This is a genomic window from Desulfovibrio sp. 1188_IL3213, from assembly GCF_036763145.1.
Lineage (GTDB): Bacteria > Desulfobacterota > Desulfovibrionia > Desulfovibrionales > Desulfovibrionaceae > Desulfovibrio.
Genome location: NZ_JBAIYR010000737.1, coordinates 1 through 255 on the forward strand (window position 1 = coordinate 1; position 255 = coordinate 255).

Below are 255 nucleotides of genomic sequence, written 5' to 3' on the forward strand. Positions count from 1 at the left end.
GCTCTTTTGGCCATCTCAACGCGTTGAGATGGCCTCACCAATTTTTTTCAAGGGCTTCCTGCAAGACATCGTGGCGGAGTTGGACATCGGCATACATCCGCTTCAGACGGGCATTTTCTTTTTCCAGATCTTTCATTCGTGCCATCATGGATGCATCCATACCGCCGAACCTGGCGCGCCATTTATAAAAAGACGCACTACTCATGCCGTACTCGCGGCAAAGTTCTGGAACGGGCACCCCATTTTCGGCCTGTT

1 pseudogene is annotated in these 255 nt (G+C 51.4%); it reads right to left on the reverse strand.

Annotated elements, in window-relative coordinates:
• Nucleotides 1-255, reverse strand: a pseudogene (locus V6C16_RS14790) (transposase); the annotation flags it as partial.